This window comes from Bacteroides sp. AF39-11AC (genome assembly GCF_003474285.1).
Lineage (GTDB): Bacteria > Bacteroidota > Bacteroidia > Bacteroidales > Bacteroidaceae > Bacteroides.
Genome location: NZ_QROH01000013.1, coordinates 18,602 through 43,035, shown reverse-complemented (window position 1 = coordinate 43,035; position 24,434 = coordinate 18,602). Strand labels below are relative to the sequence as shown.

Annotated in this window: 19 protein-coding genes; 17 read left to right on the top strand and 2 right to left on the bottom strand. The window is 45.3% G+C overall.

Going from position 1 to position 24,434, the window contains the following annotated elements:
- Positions 1-2: 2 nt before the first annotated feature.
- From rplQ to DW036_RS23080, 3 genes are all read left to right on the top strand, one after another.
- Positions 3-512: a 50S ribosomal protein L17 gene (gene rplQ, locus DW036_RS23090; protein ID WP_118466388.1), complete on the top strand. Its 510-nt coding sequence runs from the start codon at positions 3-5 to the stop codon at positions 510-512.
- Positions 513-684: 172 nt separating this feature from the next.
- A complete protein-coding gene (locus DW036_RS23085; protein WP_118466387.1) occupies positions 685-1,119 on the top strand; it encodes a hypothetical protein in 435 nt (144 codons plus the stop codon).
- A 109-nt stretch (positions 1,120-1,228) separates the two neighbouring features.
- On the top strand, positions 1,229-1,768 hold the full coding sequence (locus DW036_RS23080) for a hypothetical protein (RefSeq protein ID WP_007212094.1): 540 nt from the start codon (positions 1,229-1,231) through the stop codon (positions 1,766-1,768).
- 39 nt (positions 1,769-1,807) lie between these two features.
- Here DW036_RS23080 and DW036_RS23075 read toward each other — a convergent pair whose 3' ends face one another.
- On the bottom strand, positions 1,808-3,619 hold the full coding sequence (locus DW036_RS23075; protein ID WP_118466386.1) for a MutS family DNA mismatch repair protein: 1,812 nt from the start codon (positions 3,617-3,619) through the stop codon (positions 1,808-1,810).
- A 493-nt stretch (positions 3,620-4,112) separates the two neighbouring features.
- Here DW036_RS23075 and DW036_RS23070 point away from each other — a divergent pair, with 493 nt between their 5' ends.
- The 14 genes from DW036_RS23070 to DW036_RS23005 all read left to right on the top strand — a co-directional run bounded on the left by DW036_RS23070 (position 4,113) and on the right by DW036_RS23005 (position 22,057).
- A complete protein-coding gene (locus DW036_RS23070) occupies positions 4,113-4,739 on the top strand; it encodes a DUF6563 family protein (RefSeq protein WP_118466385.1) in 627 nt (208 codons plus the stop codon).
- 113 nt (positions 4,740-4,852) lie between these two features.
- Positions 4,853-6,832, top strand: a complete 1,980-nt coding sequence (locus DW036_RS23065) for a urocanate hydratase (RefSeq protein ID WP_118466384.1) — start codon at positions 4,853-4,855, stop codon at positions 6,830-6,832.
- 10 nt (positions 6,833-6,842) lie between these two features.
- Entirely contained in the window at positions 6,843-7,742 is a 900-nt protein-coding gene (gene ftcD, locus DW036_RS23060) for a glutamate formimidoyltransferase (RefSeq protein WP_118466383.1), read from the top strand.
- Between the two features lie 74 nt (positions 7,743-7,816).
- Positions 7,817-9,070 carry an imidazolonepropionase gene (gene hutI / locus DW036_RS23055; RefSeq protein WP_118466382.1) on the top strand — a complete coding sequence of 418 codons (1,254 nt, stop codon included), beginning with the start codon at positions 7,817-7,819 and terminating at the stop codon, positions 9,068-9,070.
- 20 nt (positions 9,071-9,090) lie between these two features.
- Complete coding sequence (locus tag DW036_RS23050) at positions 9,091-9,720, top strand: cyclodeaminase/cyclohydrolase family protein (RefSeq protein ID WP_118466381.1); 630 nt, start codon at positions 9,091-9,093, stop codon at positions 9,718-9,720.
- Positions 9,717-11,213: a histidine ammonia-lyase gene (gene hutH / locus DW036_RS23045; protein ID WP_118466380.1), complete on the top strand. Its 1,497-nt coding sequence runs from the start codon at positions 9,717-9,719 to the stop codon at positions 11,211-11,213. Before DW036_RS23050 ends, hutH begins: the two co-directional genes overlap by 4 nt.
- 165 nt (positions 11,214-11,378) lie before the next feature.
- Entirely contained in the window at positions 11,379-12,038 is a 660-nt protein-coding gene (locus DW036_RS23040; RefSeq protein ID WP_118466379.1) for a TetR/AcrR family transcriptional regulator, read from the top strand.
- Between the two features lie 35 nt (positions 12,039-12,073).
- Entirely contained in the window at positions 12,074-13,426 is a 1,353-nt protein-coding gene (locus DW036_RS23035; RefSeq protein WP_118466378.1) for a TolC family protein, read from the top strand.
- A 21-nt stretch (positions 13,427-13,447) separates the two neighbouring features.
- Positions 13,448-14,464 carry an efflux RND transporter periplasmic adaptor subunit gene (locus DW036_RS23030; RefSeq protein WP_118466377.1) on the top strand — a complete coding sequence of 339 codons (1,017 nt, stop codon included), beginning with the start codon at positions 13,448-13,450 and terminating at the stop codon, positions 14,462-14,464.
- 21 nt (positions 14,465-14,485) lie between these two features.
- Positions 14,486-17,656 (top strand): efflux RND transporter permease subunit, encoded by a 3,171-nt coding sequence (locus DW036_RS23025; protein WP_118466376.1) that lies wholly within the window; start codon positions 14,486-14,488, stop codon positions 17,654-17,656.
- Positions 17,657-17,762: 106 nt separating this feature from the next.
- Positions 17,763-18,056 carry a PG0541 family transporter-associated protein gene (locus DW036_RS23020; protein WP_118466375.1) on the top strand — a complete coding sequence of 98 codons (294 nt, stop codon included), beginning with the start codon at positions 17,763-17,765 and terminating at the stop codon, positions 18,054-18,056.
- 135 nt (positions 18,057-18,191) lie between these two features.
- Positions 18,192-19,565 carry an SGNH/GDSL hydrolase family protein gene (locus DW036_RS23015; RefSeq protein WP_118466446.1) on the top strand — a complete coding sequence of 458 codons (1,374 nt, stop codon included), beginning with the start codon at positions 18,192-18,194 and terminating at the stop codon, positions 19,563-19,565.
- Positions 19,504-20,589 carry an SGNH/GDSL hydrolase family protein gene (locus DW036_RS23010; protein ID WP_369906865.1) on the top strand — a complete coding sequence of 362 codons (1,086 nt, stop codon included), beginning with the start codon at positions 19,504-19,506 and terminating at the stop codon, positions 20,587-20,589. Before DW036_RS23015 ends, DW036_RS23010 begins: the two co-directional genes overlap by 62 nt.
- Entirely contained in the window at positions 20,570-22,057 is a 1,488-nt protein-coding gene (locus DW036_RS23005) for an MBOAT family protein (protein WP_118466373.1), read from the top strand. Before DW036_RS23010 ends, DW036_RS23005 begins: the two co-directional genes overlap by 20 nt.
- Before the next feature lie 32 nt (positions 22,058-22,089).
- Here DW036_RS23005 and DW036_RS23000 read toward each other — a convergent pair whose 3' ends face one another.
- Positions 22,090-24,423 (bottom strand): glycoside hydrolase family 20 protein, encoded by a 2,334-nt coding sequence (locus tag DW036_RS23000; RefSeq protein ID WP_118466372.1) that lies wholly within the window; start codon positions 24,421-24,423, stop codon positions 22,090-22,092.
- Between the last annotated feature and the right edge of the window lie 11 nt (positions 24,424-24,434).

The following is a 24,434-nucleotide window of genomic DNA, read 5'->3' as shown; positions in this document are numbered from 1 at the left end:
AAATGAGACATAATAAGAAATTCAACCATTTAGGTCGTACTGCTTCTCACAGAAATGCGATGTTATCTAACATGGCATGTTCTTTGATTAAGCACAAAAGAATCACTACGACCGTTGCAAAGGCTAAAGCTCTGAAGAAGTTTGTTGAGCCTTTGATCACGAAGTCAAAGGATGATACGACTAACTCTCGTCGTGTTGTATTCAGCAATCTGCAAGATAAGCAAGTTGTAACGGAACTGTTCAAGGAAATCTCTGTGAAGATTGCTGACCGTCCGGGTGGTTATACTCGTATCATCAAGACAGGACACCGTCTGGGTGACAACGCTGAAATGTGCTTTATTGAACTCGTTGACTACAACGAAAACATGGCTAAGGAAAAAGTTGCTAAGAAAGCTACTCGTACCCGCCGTTCTAAGAAAGCTGCTACTGAAGCTGCTACTCCGGTAGAAGCTCCAGTTACTGAAGCTCCGGCAGTTGAAGAGGCAAAAGCAGAAGAAGCTAAAGCTGAATAAATCGACTATTCTTTTCAATATAAAAGCCGTCTCTTGTGAAAGGGGCGGCTTTTTTGTTACTCTGCATTCGGATATTTTGGGAAGAAAGAAGATATATCTTTCCTAAACATTCATTAAAAGGTTCTACTATTAAACAATTAAATGAAACAAACTGTTATCTTTGCAGATAGATATGGCAAAGTTCCTAAAAGTGATATTATTTCTGATCCTTGCAGCTGCCTTTTGTGGAAGTGTGAGTGATGCATTTACCGTACAGACGGTAGATGAAATAACTATTGCTGCTCAGACTGGTTTCGGAGAAGAAGGGAATGCACAGCGAAATGATGTTTGGCAAGGAAGTTATATTCCGGCTCCGCAATTGCCATACTTGTCAGATGCAGAACTTGCAAGTTCTGCTGGAACTACTCAGTTGCTCTCGTTTTCACGTGCGCAGCGCTTGTATACAACAGAATATATCCTTTCATTAAAAGACATGATGGAGCGGCTGGCTCATCGTGACGGTGCATTATCCCAGCATCGTTCGAAGTTGTTTGATACCAGCACCTCTTATCGTTGCCATCCTGCGTGTGAATATTATGTATTTACGCTCAGGCGAATTATCATTTAGATGTTTGAATGAATTCAGATTTTTTGCCTCATGTGGTGATAGACTGTACGAGGTGATTATTGGTATGTTTTATCAGTTAAACTTTTATTCATTTTAAACGATTTAAATTATGGCAACTCAAGCAATTGACGCAACTATTTTTGCGTCTACACACCCCGATATCGCAAAACGCACAAGTGTCTCCGGACTAATTTTTTCAGTAGCAATGCTGCTGTTAGGTATCCTTATATTCGCATCAACTTTTGAAGTAACTGACCGCTCATCTACGCTTAGTATGTTGTTGATGGTGTTAGGTACGGCATTTTTCCTCTTAGGAATATTCCGTTTGTTCTGGAAATCTAAAGAAGTGGTATATATTCCGACAGGAAGTATTACTAAGGAACGCAGTGTGTTCTTCGATTTGAAACACATGGGTAAGTTGAAAGAGATGATTGAAAAAGGCCAGCTTTCTATTGAAGAAGGTGTAAAGAGTGAAGGAAGCGGTAATGTACGTTTGGATGTTATACTTTCTCAAGATAATAAATTTGCAGCCGTTCAGCTGTTCCAGTTTGTGCCTTATACATACACTCCGGTAACCTCTGTACATTATTATACAGGGAACGACGCAGCAACCATATCGGCTTTCTTGGCGAAGTGTAAAGTGAACTAACCCTCAGGGTTTCTGGACTTAACTTTAAAGTTATGGGGATCAGTCGGTAACGGCTATCCCCATTTTTTTCATCAAGAAACAGGCATTCATATTCTGAGCTACTCCTTCGCGCAGACGATAAGAAAAAGTCAGTTCATTATCTGTGATGTCGGCTTCGAATCGGTAATTATGGATGTCATCAGGATAAATGTCGGCAAGCGTGCCGAGCATCAGGTCGTGAGTAGCGATGATACCATTTGCCTGTAAAGTCATGAATTGCTTGATAAGGGCAAGCGAACCTTTCTGTTTATCCATGGAGTTGGTTCCTTTTAGAATCTCATCAAGGATGATGAAAAGCTCTTCACCGGCTTGCAGTTTGTCGATGATAAGTTTCAGACGTTTCAGTTCTGCAAAGAAGTAGGATTCGTTATCATTCAGGGAGTCGCTGGTGCGCAGACTGGTGATGAGCTGAACTGGATACAGTTCCATACTCCGGGCGCAAACGGGGGTACCGATGCAAGTCAGCAAATAGTTGATGCCTACCGTACGAAGATACGTACTTTTCCCTGCCATATTTGCACCGGTGATAATAATGAAGAAAGGACGTTTTTCTATATCAATGTCATTGCGTACACATTTGTCGCGGTTCATCAGTGGATGTCCCATAGATGCGGCGCGGAGACTGAAAGACCGGGTGGTAATAATAGGGTAGGAGTAATCCGGATGATTATAGGCGAATGTGGCTAGTGAACACAGAGCATCCATGTGAGCGATAGCTGTCAGCCAGCGTGGCAGTTCAGAAGCATATTGCTCTTTCCATCCTTCAATCTGTATGATTTTGCGGATTTCCCAGAAGAATAATCCGTTGAGGGTGGCATATATGTAGGCGTTGTTTCGCTGATCGAGTTCGTTCATAAGCTTGCTTAGACGCTGGATGGAGTGGGAAGCCGTTTGTTTTTCATCACCGATCCACTCTCTCACTTCCTTCAATATCGGACTTTTCATGGGTTGGTTCTCTATAAGTCGGAGCAGATTGGCATACGTTGCTAATATCTGTAGCTTCTTTCCGTAGACAGCTTGCATTTTAGTGATTTTACTAGTGAAACAAAAGCTGGCAAAAACAAAGCATAACCATAGAATACCGAAAACAGTGAGCGGAATAATGCCTGCAATAGCCAATGCTATACATAAGATATTTATTCCACCCGCCAATAGCGGTAGCATGCGAAAGAAAACATTCTTCCGGAAGACACTGGGACTCTTAGCCCATGCCTTTAATTCATCTTCGTCAGCAGCTTTTCCTTTATAGAGCAGTCCCAGAATACGGAATTCTTGTCGAAAGTTCAATTCCGATGCCAGTTCGCGAATGGCTTCCTGTCGGGATTCTATCTCTTTCTTATTTACCAGATGCGTGCCCAGCCAATTGGCTAACAAGCTTTTTCCAAGTTGCGTACAGGTACGGTTTATATACTGAAAAAGAGAATGTGGACCAAACACATCCAGGTCATAACTGTACAGGTGTGCCGGATCGATAAATTCTGCTCCGTCTTCAAAAGAAGATGTGTCATAGTTCAGCGCCGAAAGTTCTTGCTCATTGATTGCTATCTTTTTTTCCAGATAATCTTTCCGGTGAAACAGCCGGTTGTGATATTTTATCAATAGGATAAAAGGCAGAAGTGTAACGGCAATGATCCCCGTTAATACTATCCAGCCTGATGACCAGAAATATATAATTCCCGCAATTCCTGCAACAAATAACAATAATCGCAGTGAGCCTATGCGGTAAATCTTGTTTTGTACTTTATTTAATTCCGAACGTCCTTCTTCAGCGATGCGCTGATAAGTGGCGGTTATTTCATTGATTGTGTTCATTCTATTGTTTCTTTGCCGCAAAGGTAAAATAAGCCTGCTTTATAACCAAATGCTTCATCTGCTTTCTCTTGCTCTAATTAAGAACTTAGCATCCATATTTATGTTTCCTTTAAGAGAAGCGTTTGTTTCTCAGTGTGAAACTGTCTGTTTCTCAGTGTGAAACTGTCTGTTTCTCGGTGTGAAACTGCTTGTTTCAAAGCATGAAACAGACAGTTTCAAGGCATGAAACTTGCAGTTCCAAGTGATGAAACTATTCTTATCCATCAAGGTAGTAAGTTTTCGCCTTAGATATCCCTTTGATGAGTATTGCTTATTTTTCCAGTTACTCGCAGCTTTGAAGCGTATTATGCAGTACAGAGATAAGCCCAAGTATAAATATGCATGAACATAAATCTGCCGAAATTGCATTTTTCTTTTCAATAATTTGCTCTTCTTGGATAAATAATGTAACTTTCGCTCAGATAAAACTGTTTTAGAAAGAAAAGCTTGGGGTATGAAAAGGTGGTGGTTATTAGGTATATTCGGATTATTGGTTGCTTTGCATGGGAGCGCTCAGCAAGTGATATATGCCAATTTGAAGGAACTGGTGGAAGATCGTGGCGACACACTCTCCACATTGAAGATAGAGAAGCGCTCCAAGAATCAGATTTTACTGATGGGAGGTGCTGACTATCGCGTCTCGGTGGATGATAATCCCGGTCTCTGCCGATATTTAAAATCCCGTTGTTATGCGGTGAGGGCTGACTCGGCGTTATACGTCAACTGTAAGAAAGTACGTTATAAACGTTTCCGTTTTGGCGGTTGGTATGCTCCTGCCACTTGGATACAGGGGAAAATCTATTTCTACGCACAGCCTGTAGGCTCTGTGGCGGCAAGTACCACACAGCCTGCCGATGCTACGAAGCTGGGTGGAGATGTAGGTACAGCCATTGCCGCTTCGGGGTTGGTAAATGCGCGGGTTTATTATGAACTGAATCCGGAAACGGGTAAAGTAGAGTTCGTAGGAAAAGACAAAATGCTACAGTTGCTGAAAAATGAGCCGGAACTTCTGAATGCCTTCTTACAGGAAAGCAATGAAAGCGCAGAAGTTACAGGTAAATACTTGCTACGCTTAAAATGACTAAATGATAAATAAATCCCGGTATCACTTGTTGATATCGGGATTTATTTCTATATTGCGGCATATTACGGAAGTAAACCGATGACATTTTGTAACCTTTCATCCTACATGTTATGGAAATAACCTTAAGTAACACATTGCCCCCTTATCCCACTTTCGTAGAGGATATCCGGAGGGCTCCCGACCGTGGCTTCACACTTTCGCCCGCACAAACTGCCACGGCGTTAAAGAACGCATTGCGTTATATCCCCAAAGAATTACACGAGACCCTTGCTCCGGAGTTTATGGAAGAACTTCGTACCCGCGGGCGTATCTATGGCTACCGATATCGTCCGCAAGGCGACCTCAAAGCGAAACCTATCGATGCCTACAAAGGAAATTGCATTGAAGGCAAGGCTTTCCAGGTGATGATTGACAATAATCTCTGCTTCGACATTGCCCTCTATCCTTATGAACTCGTCACTTATGGCGAAACGGGACAAGTCTGTCAAAACTGGATGCAGTATCGTCTCATTAAGCAATATCTTGAAGTGCTGACTCAAGATCAGACACTTGTTATTGAAAGTGGACATCCGCTGGGATTATTCCGTTCTAAACCCGATGCACCACGCGTGATTATTACGAATGCCATGATGGTAGGTCTTTACGACAATCAGAAGGATTGGCACGTGGCCATGCAGATGGGAGTTGCCAACTACGGGCAGATGACTGCCGGAGGCTGGATGTACATTGGTTCTCAAGGTATTGTGCATGGTACTTTCAATACTCTGCTGAATGCCGGACGCATGAAACTCGGTATCCCTCAGAACGGTGATCTGCGAGGACACCTGTTTATATCTTCCGGTTTGGGCGGTATGAGCGGTGCTCAGCCTAAGGCCGCAGAGATGTCGGGTGCTGCTTCCATTATAGCCGAGGTGGATATGTCACGCATTGGAACCCGGTATCGGCAAGGTTGGGTAGGGCACGTCACGGACTCTATTCCTGAAGCATTCTTGCTGGCGAATGAGGCGATGGACAGCAAGAAACCGGTTTCTATCGCTTATCATGGGAACATCGTTGACCTGCTGGAGTATGCTGTAGACCAAAATATACATATAGACCTGCTTTCTGACCAGACTTCCTGTCATGCCGTTTACGAAGGTGGATATTGCCCGGTAGGAATTACTTTCGCCGAACGTACAAGTCTGTTGCACGAAAACCCGCAGAAATTCTGTGGACTGGTGAATGAATCTCTGGCACGCCATTTCCGGGCTATAAAGGCTCTTGTAGGGCGGGGCACCTACTTCTTCGATTATGGAAACTCTTTTATGAAAGCCGTTTATGATGCCGGAGTTCGTGAGATTGCTAAAGAAGAAGATGACAAGAATGGGTTCATATTCCCCAGTTATGTAGAAGATATTATGGGACCGGAACTTTTTGATTACGGCTACGGACCCTTCCGCTGGGTATGCCTCAGTGGTAAACATGAAGATTTGATAAAGACCGATCATGCAGCGATGGAATGTATTGATCCGAATCGTCGCGGTCAGGATCTGGATAACTACAATTGGATACGCGACGCGGAAAAGAATAATCTTGTGGTAGGTACACAGGCGCGTATTCTTTATCAGGATGCGGCAGGACGTATGAAGATAGCGTTGAAGTTCAACGAAATGGTACGCAATGGTGAAGTGGGACCTATTATGCTGGGACGCGATCATCACGATGTGAGCGGTACGGACTCTCCTTTCCGCGAAACTTCTAATATAAAAGATGGAAGCAATGTCATGGCGGATATGGCCGTGCAATGCTTTGCTGGAAACTGTGCCCGGGGAATGAGCCTCGTAGCGCTGCACAATGGTGGTGGCGTGGGTATCGGAAAAGCCATAAATGGCGGCTTCGGTATGGTATGCGATGGTAGTGAGCGGGTGGATGAGATACTTCGTTCAGCTATGTTGTGGGACGTGATGGGCGGTGTGGCCCGACGTTCGTGGGCACGCAATGGGCATGCTATGGAGACGAGTGAAGAGTTTAACCGGACACATGCCGACGGTTATCATATCACGATGCCATACGTGGCTGATGACGAATTAGTAAATAAATATATATCATAAATAAAGAATTATGAATAGAATCATCGAATGTGTCCCCAATTTCAGCGAGGGACGTGACTTGCAGAAAATAGATCAAATCATATCTCCCTTTCGTGGCAAACAAGGTGTAAAACTCCTGGATTACAGCAACGACGAAGACCACAACCGTCTGGTAGTAACCGTAGTGGGCGAACCGGAACCCCTTCGTGATGCCGTTCTCGAAGCTATCGGTATTGCTGTAAAACTCATCGACCTTAATCACCATACCGGGCAACATCCCCGTATGGGTGCCGTAGATGTAGTTCCTTTCATCCCCATTAAGAATGTGACGATGGAAGAAGCTATCGCCCTTTCCAAAGAAGTAGGTGCAGAGGTGGGCAAACGCTATAATCTTCCTGTCTTTCTCTATGAGAAATCCGCATCCGCTCCGCATCGCGAAAATCTTGCCGCCGTGCGTAAAGGCGAGTTTGAAGGTATGGCAGAAAAGATAAAGCTGCCCGAATGGCGGCCCGACTTTGGTCCTGCCGAACGCCATGCCACTGCCGGAACCGTTGCTATCGGTGCCCGTATGCCGTTGGTAGCCTACAATATCAACCTGAATACACCTAATCTGGATATTGCACATGACATTGCCAAGAAGATTCGTTTCATTGGCGGCGGTCTGCGCTATTGCAAAGCAATGGGAGTAGAGTTGAAAGACCGGGGCATTACTCAGGTCTCCATCAATATGACAGACTATACCCGTACCGCCCTTTACCGCGCTTTTGAACTGACCCGTGTAGAAGCACGTCGCTATGGAGTCAGCATCGTGGGAAGTGAGATTATCGGCCTTGTTCCGATGGAGGCACTCATTGATACAGCTTCTTATTATCTTGGTTTAGAGAATTTCTCTATGCAACAAGTGCTTGAGGCGAGGATTATGGAAGAATAATGAGATAGTAATAGAATGATGAAAGAACGCAAATTACGCAAATTACACAAATTACACAAATAAAGTTTTTAAATATGACCGAGAACCTGATAATTTTTAATGCTCGCGTTGTAACGCCCATCGGTTTTTCCGCCCGTTGCGGCAGAGAGATGGGTGAACTATGCATCATTGATAATGCTACAATAGAAGTAACCGATGGTATCATTTCCTATGTCGGCCCTTCCCGAGGCGAGATGCGTGACGGATATTATCAACGCTACTGGCACTACAATGCCCGTGGCAAATGCCTGTTACCCGGCTTCGTCGATTCGCATACCCACTTGGTTTTTGGTGGCGAACGTGCCGAAGAATTCTCTTGGCGACTGAAAGGAGAAAGCTATATGTCTATTATGGAGCGTGGCGGTGGCATTGTAAGTACCGTAAAAGCCACCCGCGAATGCAGTTTTATTCAACTCCGCTCCAAAGCCGAAGGTTTTTTGAAGCAAATGAGTAATATGGGCGTCACTACCGTAGAAGGTAAAAGCGGCTACGGACTGGATAAGGAAACGGAACTTCTGCAACTCAAAGTCATGCGTAGCCTGGATAATGACGAACATAAGCGGGTAGATATTGTATCCACTTTTCTGGGCGCACATGCCGTACCCGAGGAGTATAAGGGACGTACGGACGAATATCTTGATTTCATTATCAGTGACGTTCTGCCTTGCGTTGCCAAGAACGAACTGGCGGAGTTTTGTGATGTCTTCTGCGAACAAGGCGTTTTCTCCATCGAGCAATCCCGCCGTCTGTTGCAAGCTGCCAAGGAATATGGTCTGGGCTTGAAACTCCATGCCGATGAAATTGTTCCGCTGGGTGGTGCCGAACTGGCTGCCGAGCTTTCTGCTGTTTCCGCAGATCATCTGCTGCATGCATCCGATACGGGTATCCGTGCCATGCGGGATGCCGGAACCGTTGCAACCTTGCTTCCTCTTACCGCTTTTGCCTTGAAAGAATCTTATGCACGTGGTCGCGAAATGATTGATTCCGGTTGTGCCGTAGCCCTTGCCACGGATCTCAACCCGGGTAGCTGTTTCTCCGGTTCCATTCCGTTGACTTTTGCACTGGCGTGCATCTATATGCATCTTACTATTGAAGAAGCTATCACTGCGCTTACCCTGAACGGGGCTGCTGCCTTGAACCGGGCGGACCGTATCGGTAGCATCGAAGTAGGCAAGAAGGGAGATTTTGTAGTGCTGAATTCCGATAATTACCATTTCCTGCCTTATTATGTCGGCATGAATTGTGTCAATACTACCATTAAAGAAGGAGTGATTTATCCTGTATTGTAAAACCTTTAAAGAAAAATACCATGTTAGTTGATTTAACAGTAAAAGAGTTCTTGAATAAAGTGGCGGGCAGTGATCCCGTCCCCGGTGGCGGAAGCATTGCCGCCTTGAACGGTGCCATAGCTTCGGCACTTGCCGCTATGGTTGCTAACCTCACCATCGGCAAGAAGAATTACGAAGAACACGAGGAACTTATGAACCATATTGCCTCTCTCTCGGTGAAAGAGAAAGATGTATTCATTGCCGATATAGACCGTGACTCGGAAGCTTACGATGCCGTGTTTGCATGTTTCAAAATGCCCAAAGTTACCGATGAAGAAAAAGCTGCCCGCAGCGCTGCTATTCAGGAAGCTACTAAGTATGCCGCCTTAGTTCCCATGCAAGTGGCTCGTAATGCCTGCGAACTGATGTCGGTGATTGCCGACGTTGCCCGTTTGGGAAACCGTAATGCAGTGACTGATGCTTGTGTGGCCATGATGTCCGCCCGTACTGCTGTGCTGGGTGCCTTGCTGAATGTCCGCATTAACCTGGGTTCCATCAAAGATAAAACCTTTGCAGGCGAGCTTCAGGCAGAAGCCGACAAGCTGGAACGTCTGGCCTGCGACCGTGAAAAAGAAGTATTGGATGTTGTTAACCAAGAATTACGAGTATGAAAAACGTCTATCATGTAGGGTCCGGTGAACTCACATTCGACATCATCGAACGAATTATCAACGAGAATCTGAAACTGGAACTGGCTCCCGAAGCCAAAGAACGGATACAGAAATGCCGCGACTACCTCGATCATAAGATAGCCGAGTCCGAAGAACCTTTGTACGGCATCACCACAGGTTTCGGTTCCTTGTGCAGCAAAAATATATCTCCCGACGAACTGGGTACCTTACAGGAAAACCTGATAAAGAGTCATGCTTGCAGCGTCGGTGAAGAAATACGTCCTGTCATCGTCAAGCTAATGATGTTGCTCAAAGCCCATGCCCTTTCTCTGGGGCATAGCGGTGTGCAAGTCATCACCGTACAGCGCATCCTCGATTTCTTCAACAACGATGTGATGCCCATTGTTTACGACCGCGGTTCACTCGGTGCATCCGGTGATCTGGCTCCCCTTGCCAATCTCTTCCTGCCGCTTATCGGTGTGGGGGATGTTTATTATAAAGGTAAGAAGCGCGAAGCTATCAGCGTCCTCGATGAGTTCGGTTGGGAACCGGTGAAACTTATGAGTAAAGAAGGTCTTGCCCTGCTCAACGGTACGCAGTTCATGAGTGCCAATGGTGTGTTTGCCATTCTGAAAGCCTTCCGTCTCTCCAAGAAGGCCGACCTTATTGCCGCTCTCTCCCTCGAAGCTTTCGATGGGCGTATCGATCCTTTTATGGATTGTATCCAGCAAATCCGTCCGCACCGGGGACAAATCGAGACAGGTGATAATTTCCGTAAACTCCTGGAAGGCAGTGAAATCATTGCTCAACACAAAGCCCATGTACAAGATCCGTATTCTTTCCGTTGCATTCCCCAAGTACATGGCGCAACGAAAGATGCCATCCGTTATGTCTCTTCCGTTCTGCTGACCGAAATCAATTCCGTAACGGATAATCCCACTATCTTCCCTGATGAAGACCGCATTATTTCCGGCGGAAACTTCCATGGGCAGCCGCTTGCCATCTCTTACGACTTTCTTGGTATCGCCCTTGCCGAATTGGGCAATATTTCCGAGCGGCGGGTGGCACAGCTCATCATGGGACTGCGCGGTCTGCCTGAATTTCTGGTAGCCAATCCCGGTTTGAACTCCGGCTTTATGATACCGCAATACGCCGCTGCCTCCATGGTCAGCCAGAATAAAATGTATTGCTATGCTGCCAGCAGTGATTCCATCGTTTCTTCCAACGGTCAGGAAGATCATGTCAGCATGGGGGCTAATGCAGCTACCAAATTGTATCGTATTATGGACAATCTGGAACACATTCTCTCTATCGAACTGATGAATGCAGCACAGGGTATCGAATTTCGTCGCCCATTAAAGACCTCTCCCGCTTTGGAACGCTTCCTGAACGAATATCGCAAAGAAGTCCCTTTTATTAAAGACGACATTGTCATGTATAAGGAAATCCATAAGACAGTGGCGTTTCTGAACCGGACGAAGTTCGATTATTGATATTCTTCCCAATAAACCTGCCGGAAGCATAATAAATATTAATATAGTTAATCTTTCAAAGGAAACTCAATTAGAGAATTGAGTTTTCTTTCTATATTTGCCCAGTTTTATTCCGAAAGTGGACATTCTTCTACTTGAAATCTGAAAATTAAAGAGAAAATAGAAATGAAAACGGGCGACAATGTGAAAGAACACCCTCAAAGATTAGAGTTGCGGGAGCGTATCATCGATACTGCTCTTGAATCTTTTGCTACCCATGGTATCAAGAGCATTACGATGGATGACATTGCTGCGGCATTGGGCATCTCCAAACGTACTTTATATGAGGTGTTCCCTGACAAAGAAACTTTACTTATGGAGTGCCTTCTGAAGGCTCAGCGTGAGGGAGACGCTTACGTAAAAGACGTCTATGAAAAGGCTTCGAATGTATTGGAAGTTTTGTTAAAACTCTACCAGCGGAGTATTGAGAAGTTTCACAATACTAATAAAAAGTTTTTTGAAGACATCAAGAAATATCCTAAAGTCTATGCAGAATTGATGAAGCGTCGCAACCGCGATTCCGAGGAAACGATTGCTTTCTTTAAACTGGGTATACAACAAGGGTACTTCCGCGATGACGTCAACTTTACGATTGTAAACCTGTTGGTACGCGAACAGCTCGACTTGCTGATGAACACGGATCTTTGCAAAGAGCACTCTTTCCTGGAAGTATATGAATCTATCATGTTCACCTATCTCCGGGGAATATCAACAGAAAAAGGCGCTCGCAAACTGGAAGAATTTATCCAGGAATACCGTAAGAGCCGGCAGTCCAATACGGAATAAAAGAATAATCCTAATAAATATACAGATTGATTTTTATGGACAGACAACTATTTTTGGCAAGCAAGAAAATGATGTTGACTGTGGTCCTTTTATTGGCTATAGGCCGTATACAGGCGCAGGAAACAAAAGAAACCCTAACCTTGACCCTCGACAAAGCACTGGAAATCGCACTTAGTGATAATCCTACGATAAAGGTTGCCGAAGAGGAAATAGCCCTGAAAAAAGTGGCTAACAAGGAGACCTGGCAGAGTTTGTTGCCGGAGGCCAGTATTGGTGGAACATGGAACCATACAATTACGGCGGCTCAAATGAATCTCGGAGGCCAGTCTTTCAAAATGGGTCAGGACGATTCAAATACAGTAAGCGGAACTTTGAATATCAGCTTACCGTTATTTGCCCCTTCGGTCTACAAAGCAATGTCTATGACGAAAACTGACATAGAATTGGCAGTAGAAAAATCACGTGCTTCTAAGCAGGATCTTGTGAATCAGGTTACGAAAGCGTATTACCAGTTGATGCTGGCACAAGATTCTTATGAAGTTTTGCAGAAGAGTTATAAATTGGCGGAAGACAATTATAACGTGGTTAATGCAAAATACCAGCAGGGAGCTGTCAGCGAATTCGATAAGATTAGTGCTGAAGTACAGATGCGTAGTGTGAAGCCGAATGTCATTTCAGCGGGAAACGCCGTTACCTTATCCAAACTTCAGCTGAAAGTGCTGATGGGAATAACGGAAGATTTTGATCTCAGGATTGCCGATAATTTGGCGAATTATGAGACCGGTCTGTTTGCTAACCAGTTGAATGAGCTGAATGAGGGCTTGGTGAACAATACTACAATGAAGCAATTCGACTTGAACATGAAGATGCTCAATCAGAGTCTGAAATCCTTGAAGACAAACTTCATGCCGACATTGGGGATGAACTATTCTTATCAATACCAGTCATTGTATAATAATAACTGGAATGTGTTCGACTATAATTGGGGCGGAAGTTCTGCTTTGGTGTTTACCCTGAACATCCCTCTTTATAAAGCCAGTAACTTTACGAAACTGAAAACCGCACGAATTCAGATCAACCAGTTAAAGGAAAACCGCACAGATACGGAGCGTAAACTGAACATGCAGATTACCAGCTACCAGAATAACATGGCAGCAAGTTCCGAGCAGGTGGTAAGTAATAAGGAGAACGTAATGCAGGCTCAAAAGGCAGTGGAAATAGCCGGTAAACGCTACGAAGTGGGTAAAGGTACAGTGCTGGAACTGAACAGTTCTCAAGTATCATTAACTCAGGCTGAATTAACTTACAACCAATCTATTTACGACTATCTGGTGTCTAAGGCTGACCTTGACCAGGTTTTGGGTCGCGACTATTCAATTAATAAGTAAAAAAAGAAAAATCACAACGATATGAAAAAAAGTGTTCAATTGATCGCCCTGATGGCCGTTGCTCTGCTGAGCTCATGCGGCGGAGAGAAAGACAAGGCTGCAACTGAAAAGGTAGAGGAAAAACCGAGAGTAAAACTGGCTTCTGTAACGGCACGTCCTGTAGATCAGATCCAGGAATATACCGCTACTGTTCAGGCAGAAGTGAAAAATAATATCGCTCCGTCTTCTCCGGTACGTATCGATCAGATATTTGTGGAAGTAGGTGACCGTGTCTCAAAAGGTCAGAAATTGGTACAGATGGATGCTGCCAATCTGAAGCAAGCTAAGTTCCGTTTGGAGAATCAGGAAATTGAGTTCAAGCGTACTGACGAATTATATAAGGTAGGCGGTACTTCCAAATCCGAGTGGGATGCAGCCAAGATGGCATTGGACGTACAGAAGACTACGTATAAGAATCTGTTGGAAAATACTGCGTTGCTCAGTCCCATCAATGGGGTGGTAACGGCTCGTAATTACGATAATGGAGATATGTATAGTGGAGGAGAACCCGTGCTGGTAGTGGAGCAGATTACTCCGGTGAAACTGATGATCAACGTTTCCGAAGGTTACTTTGCGAAAGTGAAAAAGGGCTCTCCCGTAGCTGTTAAAGTAGATGTGTATGGCGACGAAGAGTTTGAAGGAACGATAAATCTGGTTTATCCAACCATTGATGCAAACACTCGTACCTTCCCTGTTGAAGTGCGCCTGACTAATCGTGACCAGAAAGTCCGTCCGGGTATGTTTGCCCGTGTAACGCTGAACTTCGGAACACAGGATCACGTTGTTGTGCCCGATTTGGCTATCGTAAAACGTGCCGGTTCCGGTGACCGCTATGTATATGTGTATAAGGACGGGAAAGTTTCTTATAACAAAGTGGAACTGGGACGCCGTATGGATACGGAATATGAGTTGATTTCCGGTGTGGATAACAATTCGCAGGTAGTCGTTGCAGGACAGTCCAAGCTGGCTGATGGCGTAGAAGTAGAAGTCGAGAAATAAAGATTACTAAACACTAATAACATGAGTTTATACGAAGGAGCGGTTAAAAAACCGATTATGACCTCGCTCTGCTTTTTGGCAGTAGCGATATTTGGTCTGTTCTCTTTGTCAAAATTGCCGGTGGATCTTTATCCGGATATTGAGACCAACACCATCATGGTGATGACTTCCTACGCAGGAGCCAGTGCGTCGGATATTGAGAACAACGTGACCCGTCCGTTAGAGAATACGCTGAACTCTGTCAGCAACCTGAAACATATTACTTCCAGATCTTCAGAGAATATCTCTGTGATAACGTTGGAGTTTGAATATGGATATGATATAGACGTGTTGACGAATGACGTGCGTGATAAACTGGATATGGTAAGCTCTCAGCTTCCCGATGAAGTGGAGACGCCTATTATCTTTAAGTTCAGTACGGACATGATTCCTATCCTGCTGCTTTCCGTTCAGGCGGAAGAGAGTCAGCCGGCACTTTATAAAATCTTGGACGACAACATCGTAAATCCGCTGGCGCGTGTGCCGGGTGTGGGTACGGTGTCTATCTCCGGTGCACCCAAACGTGAGGTAAATGTTTATTGTGACCCTAACAAGCTGGATGCCTATAACCTTTCAGTGGAAACTATCAGTTCTATCATCAGTGCTGAAAACCGCAACACGCCGGGTGGTACATTCGATGTGGGAAACAATACCTATTCACTCCGTGTAGAGGGAGAGTTCAAGGACCCCAAAGAGATGGAGAATATCGTAGTAGGCACACACAACGGAGCTTCTGTTTATTTGCGTGATGTGGCAACAGTAGTAGACTCGGTGGAAGAACGTGCACAGAAGACGTATAGTAATGGTGTGCAAGGTGCTATGATTGTAGTACAGAAGCAATCCGGCGCCAACTCTGTGGCTATTTCGCAGAAGGTTATCGATATGCTGCCGCAGTTGCAGAAGTCGTTGCCGAGTGACGTGAAGCTGGGTATCATTGTCAATACTTCCGATAACATTCTGAATACCATTGACAGTTTGGAAGAGACTATCATGTACGCTATGTTGTTTGTAATCCTGGTAGTGTTTGTGTTCTTGGGACGTTGGCGTGCTACGGTTATTATCTGCATCACTATCCCGATGTCATTGGTAGCTTCATTCATCTATTTGGGTATTATAGACGGCGGTTCGCTGAACATCATCTCGCTTTCTTGTCTCTCCATTGCTATCGGTAATGTGGTGGACGACGCCATTGTGGTACTTGAGAATGTCACAACCCATATCGAGCGCGGCTCCGAACCGAAGCAGGCGGCGGTTCATGCTACGAATGAGGTGGCGATCTCCGTTATAGCTTCGACGCTGACCATGATTGCGGTATTCTTCCCGCTGACTATGGTGAGCGGTATGTCTGGTGTATTGTTCCGCCAGTTGGGTTGGATGATGTGTGTGATCATGACCGTTTCTACCATTTCGGCTTTGTCATTCACGCCGATGATGTGTGCACAACTCCTGCGTTTGCAGAAGAAGCAGAGCAAGATGTTCATCGCTTTCTATAGGCCGATTCAACGTGGACTCGATGCTCTCGATGTGTGGTATCAGAACCGTTTGAACTGGGCTGTGCGCCATCGTATCACTATCATGGTCGGTTGTGCTACTTTCTTTGTAGCAAGTTTGTTTTGTGCTAAGTATATCGGTACGGAGTTCTTCCCGGCGGCTGATAATAGCCGTATCGGTGTAAATTTGCAACTTCCCATCGGTGCCCGCGTAGAGCGTGCTCAAGCACTGGCTTCGGAACTGACAGAAAAGTGGATGAAACGCTACGAAGGTGTGATGAGGGTTTGTAACTATACTGTAGGACAGGCTGATTCGGATAATACTTTTGCTTCCATGCAAGACAATGGTAGTCATATTATCAGCTTTAACATCAGTTTGGTGAGTCCGGGCGACCGTAAAGTTAAGTTGGAAACGGTCTGTGATGAGATGCGTGAAGACTTGAAGGCCTATCCCGAGTTGGATAAGGCGCAGGTAATTTTGGGTGGTAGTACCGGTGGTATGAGTGCCCAGGCCAGTGCCGACTTTGAGGTATATGGTTATGATTTTACCGCTACGGATAAAGTCTCGGCCGAACTGAAAGAGAAACTGCTGAATGTAAAAGGCGTGAGTGAGGTAAATATCAGCCGTCAGGATTACCAACCTGAATATCAGGTGGACTTTGATCGTGAGAAACTGGCGCTTCATGGTCTGAACCTTTCCACAGCCTCCACTTATCTGCGCAACCGCGTGAACGGAGCCTTGGCTTCCTATTATCGTGAGGACGGTGATGAGTACGACATCCGGGTGCGCTATGCTCCTGAATTCCGTACAAAGATTGAAGATTTGGAGAATATCCTTATTTATACACCTGCTGGTAAGGGCATCCGTGTGAAAGACCTCGGTACGGTGGTTGAGCGCTCAGCTCCTCCTACCATCGAGCGCAAGGACCGTGAACGTATTGTGACGGTATCTGCCGTCATTTCAGGAGTTCCGTTGGGTGATGTAGTGGCCGATGGTAATGCCATTATCGATAAGATGGACTTGCCGAGCGGTATTTCTATCCAGATTTCGGGTTCGTACGAGGATCAGCAGGATTCATTCTCTGATTTGGGTACGCTGGCTGTACTGATTATTATTCTGGTATTTATTGTAATGGCCGCCCAGTTTGAGTCTTTGAGTTATCCGTTTATTATCATGTTCTCCATTCCGTTTGCATTCAGCGGTGTATTGATGGCACTCTTCTTTACGGATACAAACTTGAACGTCATGAGTTTGTTGGGTGGAATCATGTTGATTGGTATCGTGGTGAAGAACGGTATCGTGCTGATTGACTACATCACACTCTGTCGCGAGCGCGGTATGGCGGTACTCCACTCTGTGGTTACGGCAGGCCGTAGCCGTTTGCGTCCGGTGTTAATGACCACGCTGACTACTATCCTCGGTATGGTGCCGATGGCTGTAGGACAAGGTGAAGGTGCCGAGATGTGGCGTCCGTTGGGTGTGGCGGTAATTGGTGGTCTCACGGTATCTACCATCTTGACGCTGATTCTGGTTCCTGTGCTTTATTGTTCGTTTGCCGGTATCGGTATCAAGCGCAACCGCCGTAAGATAAAGAAAGACCGTGAACTGAATGATTACTATCAGGCTCATAAAGAGAAAATGACGAAGCCGAAAAAGCAGTGAGAATAATTACGAATTACGAATTGCAAATTACGCTGAACTATGTATCTCGTAATTCGTATTTCGTAATTCGTATCTCGTAATTTGTAATTCATAATTTGTAATTCATATGAAATCCGTATTTATAACATTCGACCAGGCGTTCTTCGAGCGCATCATGGCGTTACTCGACCGCCAGGGTTGCCGTGGATTCAGCTATTGGCAGCAAGTGCAGGGACGTGGCAGTAAGACGGGCGAGCCGCACTATGGTAGTCATGCATGGCCCAGTATGTGCTCTGCTATTATTACTATTGTAGATGAAGCTAAAGTTGACCCGTTGCTTGATGCACTTCATCGGATGGACGAGGAGACGCATCAACTCGGTCTCCGGGCATTTGTCTGGAACATTGAGAAGACGATCTAATCTGGAGAAGGCCATTCTTCAGAGTGAGTGGAAACACTTTTTAGGGAATCAGATAGAGGGAAATCTTACAAAACGTGAAGATTTCCCTCTCTTTTTATGTCTTTTCTCTATCTTTGCAAATCCTTTACGGACAACATGGAAAAGAATTATCTGAAATATACTTGCATTTGGGCATTGATTATATTGGCGGGCTTGTTACTGATGTACTTCCTGCCTGGTTTTACGGTAGGTGAACACATGATGAGGCGTGTCGACTTACTGGGTGATGTACGTACTCAGAAAGAGTTGACGGAAGAGCCGGACAGTTTGCTTCCGCCTCCGCCAAAGGTGAAACCGGCTTTTGTAGATACTTGCCGTGCAGGTATGACGTGCATTGAAGACTACAGCGATTCCACTCTGCGCGGTATGACACCTTTTTACCGGGCTTTGGATGAATTGACACAACGTCCCCGTCAGGTACGTATTGCTGTTTTTGGAGATTCTTTCATTGAAGCGGATATTCTTACTGCGGATTTGCGCAGTATGTTGCAGGATAAATATGGTGGCTGCGGCGTAGGTTTTGTTACCATTACTTCTATGACCAGCGGATTCCGTCCTACCGTGCGACACTCGTTTGGTGGTTGGCAAAGCCATTCTGTAATGGATTCTACTTTCTTTGACCGCAAGAAACAAGGTATTTCCGGGCATTACTTTGTTCCCCGTCCGGGTGCTTATGTGGAGTTGAAAGGACAAAACAAATATGCTTCCCATCTGGATACCTGTGAACAGGCTTCTATCTTCTTTTATAGTAAAGGAGAAGTCACCCTTTCTGTGAATGTCAACCGCAATGAAAAGCAAACCCGTACTTTCCTGGCTACAGATGATTTGCAGGAAATGCAAGTGGATGGAAATATTGGTTCTGTCCGTTGGACGGTTGATGAGGCGGACTCTACCTTATTTTATGGTCTGGCTATGGATGGCAAAAAAGGGATTATCCTGGATAATTTCTCTTTGCGCGGCAGTTCGGGCTTGTCTCTGCGCTCTATTCCTGTATGGATGATGCACGAATTTAATGAGCAGCGTCCTTACGACCTGATTATCTTGCAATACGGATTGAACGTTGCTACTGAACGTGGGCGGAATTATGACAAATATATTGCAGGTATGCAGACCACTATTGATCACTTGAAGGATGCATTTCCACAAGCAGGTATTTTGATAGTCAGCGTGGGTGACCGGGATTATAAGACGGAAGATGGCACTCTGCACACAATGCCAGGTATTAAGAATCTGGTGCGTTACCAGCAAAACCTGGCGGCAGATAACGACATTGCTTTCTGGAATATGTTCGAAGCAATGGGAGGAGAGGGAAGTATGGCGAATCTGGTACATGCCAAGCCTTCTTTGGCGAATTATGACTATACGCATATTAATTTCCGGGGAGGTAAGCACCTGGCAGGCCTACTTTATGAAGCGCTTGTGTATGGAAAGGAACAGTACGACAGGAGGAGGGCTTATGAAGCGGAATAATATAAATAGGGTTCTATTGAACGATTTTTTAGGCACGGATTACGCGGATTACACGGATGCTTTTGTTTTAGGACAGTTACATTTAGAGTATTCGTATCTACACTGTAATCCGTGTTATCCGCGTAATCCGCGCCTAAAATTTTCTTATATACTAATATTCTTTCTTCTGTGTTTTTCTCCTCTTCATGCCCAGGACCCTATTCCATCCTGTCCTCTAATCAGCAAAGTCACAGCAAATTGCGATACGCTCCGCTCCTATTCCCAGCGTACGGATACTGTTGCTGTTCCTCGAATAGCTTTTCCTTCCGGCTTTCAGCAACTTGGTGAAAATGAGTTGACGGATAGCCTTGGTATCCTCAATCCTTTTTGGGAAAAGCTGCGCCTGTTGCATGCCGGCTTTTCTACAGATACCATCCGTATCGTGCATATCGGTGACAGCCATATCCGTGGGCGTATCTTGCCCCGCACTACCGGAACGCTGCTGACAGAAACTTTTGGTGCTATCTCTTATACCGATATGGGTATCAATGGTGCTTTTTGTACCACCTTTACCCGTTCCGACCGTATTTCTGATATTGCCGCCCTGCATCCTGACTTGGTTATACTTTCTTTCGGAACGAACGAAAGCCATAACCGGCGTTATAACACCCTGTTGCACTATCGGCAGATGGACGAATTGGTGCGTATGCTTCGCGACAGTCTGCCCAATGTACCCTTACTGATGACAACTCCTCCCGGTTCCTACGACAGTTTCCGGAAAAGTCGTCGTCGCCGCACCTATTCCATCAATCCCCGTACTGCTATTGCCGTAGAAACCATGCGTCGCTTTGCTGATGACAACGGTCTTGCCGTGTGGGATATGTACGAAGCGGTGGGAGGGAGACAGCGTGCTTGTCTGAACTGGCAGGAAGCAAAATTGATGCGTCCGGACCATGTACATTATCTTCCGGAAGGATATGTATTGCAAGGTGAATTGTTTTATCAAGCTCTTTTAAAAGCCTATAATGATTATGTGGGATATTGACTTTAACCGTCTGCGAGACGTATTCGTTTATGACCCGCAAGCGCCGATGATATTCAGTAGCGGCATTTTCTTGTGGTTGTTTGCAGCATTTATACTGGTTTATTTGCTGTTGCAACGCCGTCTGACTGCACGTTTGTTGTTTGTTACCGCATTCTCTTATTATTTTTATTATAAAAGTAGCGGAACTTACTTTTTCCTGCTGGCACTTGTCACGGTTGCCGATTTCTTTATTGCCCGTCTCATGGCATTCTCCTCTGTGCGTTGGCAGCGTAAGTTGTGGGTATTAGTGAGTCTTGTTATCAATCTTGGTCTGCTTTGTTATTTCAAATATGCCAATTTTTTGGGAGATGCCTTTGCTTCGCTGGTAGGTGGTACGTTCCACCATTACGATATATTCCTCCCTGTGGGCATTTCTTTCTTTACTTTCCAGTCACTTAGCTATACCATCGATGTTTATCGCAAAGATATAACCCCTCTTACTAATTTGCTGGATTATGCTTTTTACGTATCCTTCTTCCCGCAATTGGTGGCAGGTCCTATTGTACGTGCCCGTGATTTTATCCCACAGATACGCCGTCCTTTGTTCGTATCCCATGAGATGTTCGGAAGGGGGATATTCCTGATTGCAAGCGGTCTGTTCAAGAAAGCTATTATTTCAGATTATATCAGTGTGAACTTTGTAGAGCGTATTTTTGATAATCCTACGCTCTATTCCGGAGTAGAGAATCTGATGGGTGTTTATGGATATGCCTTGCAAATCTATTGCGACTTTTCCGGATACAGTGATATGGCTATCGGAATAGCTTTGTTGTTAGGTTTTCATTTTAATAAGAACTTTGACTCTCCCTATAAGTCCGCTTCCATTACAGAGTTTTGGCGGCGATGGCATATTTCGCTTTCCAGTTGGCTGAAAGATTATCTCTATATATCTTTAGGCGGAAACCGGAAAGGAAAAATCCGCCAGTATGCCAACCTTATCATAACCATGTTTTTGGGTGGTTTGTGGCATGGTGCTTCTTGGAATTTTGTCGTTTGGGGATTGTTCCACGGCGTTGCTTTGGCGGCACATAAATTCTGGATGACACTGACCGGAAGAAAGAAAGGGGAAGAAAGCCACGGCATCCGCCGTTTCTTCGGTATACTTATCACATTCCACTTTGTTTGTTTCTGCTGGATATTCTTCCGCAATGCTGACTTTTCCACTTCGTTGGATATGATAAAACAGATCTGTACCACTTTCCGTCCACAACTTTTCCCGCAACTGATTGCAGGCTATTGGGAAGTGTTTGCCCTGATGGCATTGGGGTTCTTCCTGCATTTCTGCCCCGACCGTTGGGAGAGTGCTTGTTGTAAAACAGTAATCCGCCTCCCCCTTATGGGAAAGGCGGTTCTGATGCTTGCTTTAATTTACTTGGTAATCCAGATGAAGAGTACGGAGATTCAGCCTTTCATTTACTTCCAGTTCTAAAATTCCTCCTCTCCTTTCATTGGGAGAGGTTTCTAATCCACCTCTATTTCATCAATGAACATATAAGCAGCTTTTCCTTCGCCTGCATGTCCTTTCGGAAGGGCAGGGCTACGCTTGATAACAACTTTCACATATCGTGTTTTTACCGGATCGAAAGTTATCTCATAGTTTTCCACACCTTTCTTATCAATATTTGTTTCAACCGGAATATCTTTAACGGCTACTTCGCGGAACTCTTTGTTATCATCAGATACAGAGACTACCAACCCTGTGCTTCCCATAATCCAGGCACTCATATCAACAATAGCATTCGTGGCCACCCGCTTGATTTCCGTTTCCTGTCCCAAGTCGATGATGGCTTCCACGTCACCACCTACAAAACCTAACCAGGCTCCGGTGGCATAACTATCGTTTCCCTTCATACCATCTACCAAAGTAATAGCACCTCCGAATTTATACTTTTCCGAAGGTTGGAAAGTCAGCTCGATAGGACAATATGTAGCTTTGTTGAAAGAAATCTTCTTATTCACCACTTTGCTCTTTCCTTCCGGGCGGATAACCACTGCCTGGAAATCTGCTGTTTCGGTAATGGAAACAGGCTCTGTATATTTCAATGAAGCTGTGGTCGGTTCAGTTCCATCCAATGTATAATAAATAGGAGCATCATCAATGGTACTCAATGTAACTACCACTGCTTTCTTGGCAACATCCGGCGTGAAATCAGCCTTCAGATCAAATACATGCTTGGCATAGTTGAAACCATCTCTTTGATAGAACTTCATCAGGCGTGCCAGACGGGTACTGAAATCTTTGAAGTCTTTCTTCTCAGGCTGAGTCCATTGTACTTCGGCAAGAGCTGCCATGCGGGGCAATACCATGTATTCCACATGTTCGGAAGAGGGGATATACTCTGTCCAGAGATTGGCTTGGGCACCGAGAATATGCTTACTTTGCTCTTCTGTAAGTGCTGCCGGTACGGGTTCCAGACTATATACTTTTTCGATGGGAACATATCCACCGATACCGAGCGGTTCATCCTTTGTGTCTGCTGTCTGATAATAGTCGAAATAGCAGAAAGAGGTCGGTGTCATGATAACATCATGCCCCAGTTGTGCAGCCTTGATGCCGCCTTCCATACCGCGCCATGACATTACGGTTGCGTTGGGTGCTACGTCGCCTTCCAGAATTTCATCCCAGCCGATGATCCGGCGTCCTTTGCTGTTCAGGAACTTCTCGATGCGTGTCATGCAATAACTTTGCAGGCGATCTTCTGCCGTATGGTTTTTATCAGCTTTCAGTCCTTCCGCTTTGATACGTGCCTGGCATTTCGGACATTTTTCCCAACGGGTACGCGGAGCTTCGTCGCCGCCGATATGCACATACTTCGATGGGAAGATTTCTATGATTTCACTCATTACGTCTTCCAGAAATTGCATGGTTTTATCATTGCCGATGCAGAGTACGTCTTCAAATATGCCCCAACGAGGGCACACTTCATATGGGCCACCTGTACATCCCATTTCGGGATAAGCGGCCAGTGCGGCAAGCATATGTCCCGGCAGGTCTACTTCCGGAATTATCGTGATGTAGCGTTCCTGTGCATATTCTACGATTTCTTTTGCTTCTTCCTGTGTATAGAAACCACCGTACGGCGTATTGTCATACTCTTGTGTGTTTCTTCCGATTACCGTGCGACTGCGTTGAGAACCTATTTCCGTAAGCTTCGGATATTTCTTAATTTCAATACGCCAACCTTGGTCTTCCGTCAGGTGCCAGTGAAAAGTATTCATATTGTGCAGTGCCAGCAAGTCTATGTACTTCTTTATAAACTCTTTGGGGAAGAAGTGACGTCCTACGTCGAGGTGCATGCCGCGATAACTGAAGCGCGGTTCGTCTTTAATTTCACCTGCCGGTATCAGGATGGTTGCTCCTTTTGCTTCGGCGGGAATGGATTTGCGTAAAGTCTGGATGCCATAGAACACTCCGTTTTCGGTTTGTCCGTTGATGCTGATACCTTCGGGGGTGGTAGTCAGCACATAGCCTTCCTTGTTTGCAATGCCCGGATCGAGTCCCAGTACAATTGCATTTTTCACTTGTTCTCCTGCTGCGATGGCCTTTGTCTTCGGTGCATAGTTCGTGGCTTGTTGGATGTACTCCGACAGGAACTCAGCATTGCGTTGCAGTAAGGCATAGTTTTCCGGATAAGCGATGAGAACATTTTCGTTCAGTTTGAACGGATTTCCTTGGGTTAAACTTACCTCCTGGGGGAGAGGTATCACTTGGTAGTTAGCTTCTTTCTCCGCAGTACACGAAGCGCATGCCAAGGCGAAAGCACCTGCAAGAAGTGCGTGGTTAAGTTTTCTCATGGTGTTAGTAT

Coding starts and splice junctions, on each gene's coding strand:
- DW036_RS23050 (WP_118466381.1), top strand. CDS start 9,091: ATGTTAGTTGATTTAACAGTAAAAGAGTTCTTGAATAAAGTGGCGGGC.
- DW036_RS23080 (WP_007212094.1), top strand. CDS start 1,229: ATGGCAACTCAAGCAATTGACGCAACTATTTTTGCGTCTACACACCCC.
- DW036_RS23020 (WP_118466375.1), top strand. CDS start 17,763: ATGAAATCCGTATTTATAACATTCGACCAGGCGTTCTTCGAGCGCATC.
- DW036_RS23030 (WP_118466377.1), top strand. CDS start 13,448: ATGAAAAAAAGTGTTCAATTGATCGCCCTGATGGCCGTTGCTCTGCTG.
- DW036_RS23015 (WP_118466446.1), top strand. CDS start 18,192: ATGGAAAAGAATTATCTGAAATATACTTGCATTTGGGCATTGATTATA.
- rplQ (WP_118466388.1), top strand. CDS start 3: ATGAGACATAATAAGAAATTCAACCATTTAGGTCGTACTGCTTCTCAC.
- DW036_RS23000 (WP_118466372.1), bottom strand. CDS start 24,423: ATGAGAAAACTTAACCACGCACTTCTTGCAGGTGCTTTCGCCTTGGCA.
- DW036_RS23010 (WP_369906865.1), top strand. CDS start 19,504: ATGAAGCGCTTGTGTATGGAAAGGAACAGTACGACAGGAGGAGGGCTT.
- DW036_RS23070 (WP_118466385.1), top strand. CDS start 4,113: ATGAAAAGGTGGTGGTTATTAGGTATATTCGGATTATTGGTTGCTTTG.
- DW036_RS23085 (WP_118466387.1), top strand. CDS start 685: ATGGCAAAGTTCCTAAAAGTGATATTATTTCTGATCCTTGCAGCTGCC.
- hutH (WP_118466380.1), top strand. CDS start 9,717: ATGAAAAACGTCTATCATGTAGGGTCCGGTGAACTCACATTCGACATC.
- DW036_RS23065 (WP_118466384.1), top strand. CDS start 4,853: ATGGAAATAACCTTAAGTAACACATTGCCCCCTTATCCCACTTTCGTA.
- DW036_RS23075 (WP_118466386.1), bottom strand. CDS start 3,619: ATGAACACAATCAATGAAATAACCGCCACTTATCAGCGCATCGCTGAA.
- hutI (WP_118466382.1), top strand. CDS start 7,817: ATGACCGAGAACCTGATAATTTTTAATGCTCGCGTTGTAACGCCCATC.
- DW036_RS23025 (WP_118466376.1), top strand. CDS start 14,486: ATGAGTTTATACGAAGGAGCGGTTAAAAAACCGATTATGACCTCGCTC.
- ftcD (WP_118466383.1), top strand. CDS start 6,843: ATGAATAGAATCATCGAATGTGTCCCCAATTTCAGCGAGGGACGTGAC.
- DW036_RS23040 (WP_118466379.1), top strand. CDS start 11,379: ATGAAAACGGGCGACAATGTGAAAGAACACCCTCAAAGATTAGAGTTG.
- DW036_RS23005 (WP_118466373.1), top strand. CDS start 20,570: ATGATTATGTGGGATATTGACTTTAACCGTCTGCGAGACGTATTCGTT.
- DW036_RS23035 (WP_118466378.1), top strand. CDS start 12,074: ATGGACAGACAACTATTTTTGGCAAGCAAGAAAATGATGTTGACTGTG.